Below are 6170 nucleotides of genomic sequence, written 5' to 3' on the forward strand. Positions count from 1 at the left end.
ACCCGGCAGGACGCCGGGTTAGCCGCACTGGGCCATGGATGGCCCATTGCGGCGGCCCACGGATTCAAGCCTGCGTTCGGGCACACCGAGCCTGAGCGAGGTGCCGAGTGGTGGGGCAAGAGCCCTTTGGTTACTTTGGGGCTTTTCCAAAGTGACCCGCCGTCAGGGCGGAACCCTAAGTCGCCGTTACCGCAGAAACGGATATGTACTCGGTCCAATCCAGCATCCTGGTCGGCCCAGAGGCCGCCATCGGGGGCAAGCCCCCTCCCACATTTGGACCTCGGAGCGTCAGGTAGATACGCGTTAGCTCCCTCGCCACAGGTGCAGTCTCGCGCCAAAATTGTGTAGATACCTATGCCCCGATGGCGGTGTGTCAGCTTGAACATCTGTGTCTGACTGACCGCCATCGGGGGCAAGCCCCCTCCCACATTTTTAGTTCCATGCCGTACGGATCAACCGTTTGTCTTCTATATAGCTCCATAAACTTGAATTTCTTGCTATAAACGCACTCCGATGACCGTTCGCCAAGCCCGTCCTGGTGCTTTTGGGGGTTGATCGGGAAAAAATGCCTGTCATTTCAGTTGCTGCGCCTTCAAGTCGGCCTTAGACTGCCGCCCCTCGTAAATTGAGTGCCGGGTGGCGCTTGGAATGGATGGCGCCTTTCCGAGACCTGCAGAGGTCGGCCGGAACGCTCCCTTATTCGCCTTAATGCACGTATTTTTTATAGAGAAATCAATGACAAAGGAAAAGTTGCTGGCCATGCCGGCGGATGACTACATGAATGCCGAACAGCACGCTTTTTTCGAGAAGTTGCTGCAAGACATGAAAGTGGAACACCACGAGCGCATTGAACAGAACCGTATCGCCATTGAAAGCCTGGACACCCCGGCCGATCCGGCCGACGCTGCTTCCGTGGAAGAAGAGCGCACCTGGCTGGTCAATGCCATCGACCGCGACCAGCGCATGTTGCCGCAACTGGAACGTGCCCTGGAACGCATCAAGGAAGATTCCTTTGGCTGGTGTGATGACAGCGGCGAGCCTATCGGCCTCAAACGCCTGCTGATCAGCCCGACCACCAAATACTGCATCGAAGCGCAAGAGCGCCACGAGCAGATCGACAAGCACCAGCGTCAAGCCTGACGCGGTTGCACGGGGGCCGTATCATCGGCCCCCGCAGAGTTTTGCGTGACACCCCCGTTATTGATCTACTGCAAGCCCCTGTACTAAAGGCCCATGGATAATGGCCTGTTAGTGGCGTTTAATGCAGACACAATAACGACAAGCAGTGGGGTAACGACAATGGCTGGAGATGGATCTCTGATGGGCGCAGCAGTACCACCGCAACCGGTGGCGCGGGTGCTGCCCGGCTGGCTGATACCGCTCGCGCAGAGTACCGTCCTGGTGCTGCTACTGCTGGGCCTGGCCTTTGCCGGCTGGCCGATCTACCTGTGCCTGCCGCTGGCCTTGCTGGTGATCTGGCTACCCCGCCTGAAAAGTCCCAAACCTTCTGTGACCCACGCTGCGGCCGGCGATGCGATTGGCGAGCTGGCGCGCGACCTGTCCCATACCACCAGCCATAATGCACTCTGCGCTGCGGGCGTGGCCTATTCGGTCAAGCAACTGGCGGCGCGCCTGCAGTCGCAGTTGAGCGCCTCCCAGCAAATCGTCAGCAGCGCGCAGGTGATGATCGGCACCGAACAGGTCACCTCCCAGCTCAGCCGCCAGGCCCTGGGCGCGTCCAGCCAGGCCCGTCAGCGCAGCAGCGAAGGCCGTGAAGTATTGGTGCAGTCGATCACCCGCATGCATCAGCTCAGCCAGCGTGCCGATGCCAGCCGTACGCTGATCGAAGCCTTGAGCCAGCGCAGCGAGGAAATCCAGCGCGTGACGCTGGTGATCCAGTCCATCGCCAGCCAGACCAACCTGCTGGCGTTGAACGCGGCGATTGAAGCGGCGCGGGCCGGAGAGCACGGGCGCGGGTTTGCGGTGGTCGCCGATGAGGTGCGCGGCCTCGCCGGACGTACGGCCACGGCCACCGATGAAGTCGGGGTGATGGTCGCCGACATCCAGCAGCGCACGGCCCAGGTGGTGGAGCAGATTCGCCAGCTGTCGGCGGACCTGCACACCGGTGTAGAGCAAGTGGAAGATGCCGGCGAACACCTGGCGAGCATCGCCGGCCTGGCGGCGGATGTGGAACAGCAGGTCAGTGAAATCGCCCAGGGCACCGACACCAACCGCACTCAACTCGACAGCCTGTTCCACGCCGTGGAGCAGATGCGCAGCGACCTGGCGGTCAGCGACCAGCAAACCCGCCAACTCGCCGACGCCGCCGTGCAGATGGAAGGGCAGGCGGAAACCATCAGCGAGCGCCTGGCGCAGGTCGGCCTGGATGGCTATCACCAGCGCATCTACGACCTGGCCCGCGAAGGCGCCCGGCGAATTGGCGAACAGTTCGAGGCGGATGTGCTGCACAGCCGGGTCAGCCTGGAAGATCTGTTCGATCGCAACTACACGCTGATTGCAAATACCCACCCGAGCAAATACAAGACACGTTTTGACGCCTACACCGACCAGGTATTACCCGCCATTCAAGAGGCGCTGTTGCCGCTTCATGAGGGTTTGGTGTTTGCCATTGCCTGCACGCCCCAGGGCTACGTGCCGACACACAACAACGCGTTTTCCCACGCATTGACCGGTGATGCCCAGGTGGACGCGGTGCAGAACCGCACCAAGCGCAAATTTGACGACCGTACCGGCCTGCGGTGCGGTAGCCATCAACAAGCCATGTTGCTGCAGACCTACACGCGCGATACCGGCGAGCTGATGCACGACCTGTCGGTGCCGATCATGGTTCGGGGTCGGCATTGGGGTGGCTTGCGCCTGGGCTACAAGCCGCAAGGGGGCAGGTCCGCGTAGCGGCACAAGCCGCGCGTAGCAGCAAGCGCGCTCCTGCGGGAGGAGCGGCGTGCGGTCAGTGCGTTTGAATCAAGCAACGGGAGACTCATGCAGCAGGGCGTTGAGGTCATCGACCGCAGGCGCCCATTCGGCATCGACATGCAGCTGTTCCTTGAGGAAACTCGCCTGTTGCTCGCTCCAGAAAGGTGCGTCGACGAGTTTCACGTCATCCGGCAGACGGTGCTCGGCGGTGAAGCGTTCGATGCCTTCCTGACTGGAATCCAGGCCTAACTGGTCGAAGAGGGTTTCAAGTGTCGGGGTCGTGGTGTCCATCATATTCTCCATGCGGGCTGATCATCGTTCTGCATGTGAGGGGGATGGCGCGCCAGAGTTCTATCGGATTGTCACGAATTGAGTGCGCCTGAATCCACGGCGGCTTTCAGGGCCCTGGCGGCGTCTTTGCCGGCAATGGCGGCAGCGTCGACGGTTTTGAACCAGCGGTCTTTTTCGACCTGATGCGTTGTTACTGTGGTCAACGGCGGTTTGGCCCGCATGATGATGACCGCTTGAAACTCTCCGTCCACTTCCCTCGCATCGCCATGGATAAAAAATTCGCCAATATCAAATTCCGTCACGTATAGCCTTCCCTTCGCGGTAACTGCACTGATGAAACCTGACCCGCAGGGGGCAAACTTCAAGGACGGGTCAGTATGGCAGTTGTTGAAGGGCCGCTGTGCAGTAAAGTGTGCACTACACTCAGCCAGCTGACGAAACGAGTGTGCCGTGCAGGCCATACAGATTGGCTTCCAGCGCTTTTGCCAGTGCGCAGGCCTTGCTGTGATCGCTGCGAAAGCCTTTTATCCTGCCGCTGGTCACTTCCTGGATATGAAAAAAGTTTCTTCCGGCCGGCACCACTCGATAAAGCACGGAATGGGAGTACCCATCGGGTGTGGGTAGGCAGTAGTATTGGTGTGCGTCTGGACATGATGAACGAGTGTGAAAAGACGCAGTGTCGTGTTGACGTCGTTGCATGCTCAGCTCCTGTCGATCGACCTGGTTGATATCAGCGGCTGGTTTTGACCGGTGTTGCTGTTTAGTATTGTCGTCGGCAACGCGCGCCTGGTTCCATGGCCGGGTATTTTCTTTTGTGATGCGTGTCGGAAAACAGTGTTTTTAATCGGGTTATTCTCTGAAGTTGTTCGACTCGTATTCTCGGGTCGTTGAACCTGTGATTTGCTGTGTCGCCGGATGACCTCGCACAAGGGCCACCGCGGCTGTCTGTACGGCTCTTATGGTTGTCTTCAGGTTTTTAACGAGTATGTCTTTCGTGCCGTAACGGCCGTTTTTTTGTGCTGCCCGCTCAAGCGGTCAGTGCTTTATCGATGTGGGGGCGTTTCCTTGGCAGTCAGTAATCTGGATATGCACGCGTTATTCGTGCTGGGTGATTTACGCGCAAAGTTGGTCAAGCAGTTTCAATCTCGTTTTGTCTACGTTACCGAACAGACCCCGGAAGGTATCTACATCGCCGAGATCGACACTGAAGCGGCGTTGGTCGTGGACGACAAACCACGGCTGGAACTCAAGGTGGGCGATCATTTTCGCGCGGCAGTATTGCCCAGCCGTGAAGGTGGCAAGTTTGAACTCAAGTTTCGCGATATCAAGTTGACCGTGTACGGCCTGGGCGACTACGCCTTTGTGTCTTCGGCCGAAGGCGAAGGCATTGTGTTCAAGGAAGGCCACAGCGTCATGCTGGTATTTGCCGCCAGGGAACAACTGCAGGAAGGCCTGACCAAGACCCTCAAGGCCGTCACCGGCAAGGCCGCCAAGTGGCGCAAGGGCGAACTGGTGACGTTCAAGGCCAGTGAGTAAGCGCAATCACGGCGAACTTCTTTTATCTCCCGGAACCTCTACTACAGTTGAGTTGACTTAACTACGAGAGAGGCTTCGCGCATAGCAGCAAAGCCGTCCGCTGATGGCTGCGATATCGCGAGGTGCAAAGGAATGAAAGGATTGAGAACGCTGTTGGCTGCATCGCTGACGAGCCTGGGCCTGTCCATGGCGTCAGTGCCGGTATCGGCCGCCCAGGCGCCGGTGCACTTTGCCGACCTGAACTGGGAAAGCGGCAGCCTGATCACCGAGGTACTGCGGTTCATTGTCGAGAAGGGCTACGACTTGCCCACCGACACCTTGCCCGGTACCACCATCACCCTGGAAACTGCCCTGGCCAAGAACGACATTCAGGTGATCGGCGAAGAGTGGGCGGGCCGCAGCCCTGTCTGGGTCAAGGCCGAGGCTGAAGGCAAGGTGGTGGGCCTGGGCGATACGGTCAAGGGCGCCACCGAAGGCTGGTGGGTGCCGGAGTACGTGGTCAAGGGTGATCCGGCCAAAGGTATCAAGCCGCTGGCCCCTGACTTGAAAAGCGTACAAGACCTGGCGCGCTACAAGGATGTGTTCAAGGACCCGGAATCACCGGACAAGGGGCGGTTTCTCAATAGCCCTATCGGTTGGACTTCGGAAGTGGTCAACCGGCAAAAGCTCAAGGCTTACGGCCTGGACGACAGCTACGTGAACTTTCGCAGCGGCTCGGGGGCGGCGCTGGATGCGGAGATTGCTTCGTCGATTCGTCGGGGCAAGCCGGTGCTGTTTTACTATTGGTCGCCCACGCCGTTGATGGGCCGCTACAAGTTGATTCAACTGCAAGAGCCGCCGTTCGATGCGCAGGCCTGGAAGACGCTGACGGATGCGGACAATCCTGATCCCAAGCCGACGCGGTCGCTGGCGTCCAGGTTGAGCATCGGGGTGTCTACGCCGTTCCAGAAAGAGCATCCGCAGATTGCGCAGTTTTTCGAGAAGGTTGAGTTTCCTATTGAGCCGCTTAATCAGGCGTTGGCGAAAATGAGTGAGAATCATACGCCGCCTCGGGAGGTGGCCCAGGTATTTCTCAGGGCTCATCCTGAGGTGTGGAAGGCGTGGTTGACGGAGGATGTGGCTCTCAAGGTTGAGTCGGCCCTCAAGTAATTCGACAGTATCGCTACCTGATGGCGATCCAAATGTGGGAGGGGCTTGCTCCCATGACGGTGGGACAGCCTATAGCTGTCTGACTGATGCACTGCGATCCAAATGTGGAGACTTGCTCCCATGAAGGCGGGACAGCCTATAGCTATCTGACTGATGTAATGCAATCCAAATGTGGGAGGGGGCTTGCCCCCGATGGCGGCCTCTGGGCCGACCAGGATGTTGGATTGGGTTGAGTACATATCCGTTTCTGCGGTAACGGC

At 58.9% G+C, this 6170-nt stretch carries 7 protein-coding genes; 4 read left to right on the plus strand and 3 right to left on the minus strand.

Annotated elements, in window-relative coordinates; all coding sequences use genetic code 11:
• Positions 1-735 precede the first annotated feature (735 nt).
• The gene (locus BFP93_RS25250) at positions 736-1140 is read left to right on the plus strand and encodes a TraR/DksA family transcriptional regulator (RefSeq protein WP_003191666.1); all 405 of its coding nucleotides are present in this window, start codon (positions 736-738) and stop codon (positions 1138-1140) included.
• Positions 1141-1683: 543 nt separating this feature from the next.
• Positions 1684-2913 carry a methyl-accepting chemotaxis protein gene (locus BFP93_RS25255; protein ID WP_370737818.1) on the plus strand — a complete coding sequence of 410 codons (1230 nt, stop codon included), beginning with the start codon at positions 1684-1686 and terminating at the stop codon, positions 2911-2913.
• Between the two features lie 69 nt (positions 2914-2982).
• On the opposite strand, the gene BFP93_RS25260 is transcribed toward BFP93_RS25255, so the two are convergent.
• The 3 genes from BFP93_RS25260 to BFP93_RS28750 all read right to left on the minus strand — a co-directional run bounded on the left by BFP93_RS25260 (position 2983) and on the right by BFP93_RS28750 (position 3924).
• Complete coding sequence (locus BFP93_RS25260) at positions 2983-3225, minus strand: DUF2789 domain-containing protein (protein ID WP_065885227.1); 243 nt, start codon at positions 3223-3225, stop codon at positions 2983-2985.
• A 71-nt stretch (positions 3226-3296) separates the two neighbouring features.
• Complete coding sequence (locus BFP93_RS25265; protein ID WP_065885228.1) at positions 3297-3527, minus strand: hypothetical protein; 231 nt, start codon at positions 3525-3527, stop codon at positions 3297-3299.
• A 121-nt stretch (positions 3528-3648) separates the two neighbouring features.
• The gene (locus BFP93_RS28750; RefSeq protein WP_065897077.1) at positions 3649-3924 is read right to left on the minus strand and encodes a hypothetical protein; all 276 of its coding nucleotides are present in this window, start codon (positions 3922-3924) and stop codon (positions 3649-3651) included.
• Between the two features lie 366 nt (positions 3925-4290).
• Here BFP93_RS28750 and BFP93_RS25270 point away from each other — a divergent pair, with 366 nt between their 5' ends.
• Positions 4291-4761, plus strand: coding sequence for a hypothetical protein (locus BFP93_RS25270; RefSeq protein ID WP_065895345.1), 471 nt, complete (start codon positions 4291-4293; stop codon positions 4759-4761).
• A 132-nt stretch (positions 4762-4893) separates the two neighbouring features.
• On the plus strand, positions 4894-5910 hold the full coding sequence (locus BFP93_RS25275) for an ABC transporter substrate-binding protein (RefSeq protein WP_065895346.1): 1017 nt from the start codon (positions 4894-4896) through the stop codon (positions 5908-5910).
• Positions 5911-6170: the final 260 nt, after the last annotated feature.

The organism is Pseudomonas sp. 44 R 15, assembly GCF_900004965.1.
Classification (GTDB): domain Bacteria; phylum Pseudomonadota; class Gammaproteobacteria; order Pseudomonadales; family Pseudomonadaceae; genus Aquipseudomonas; species Aquipseudomonas orientalis_A.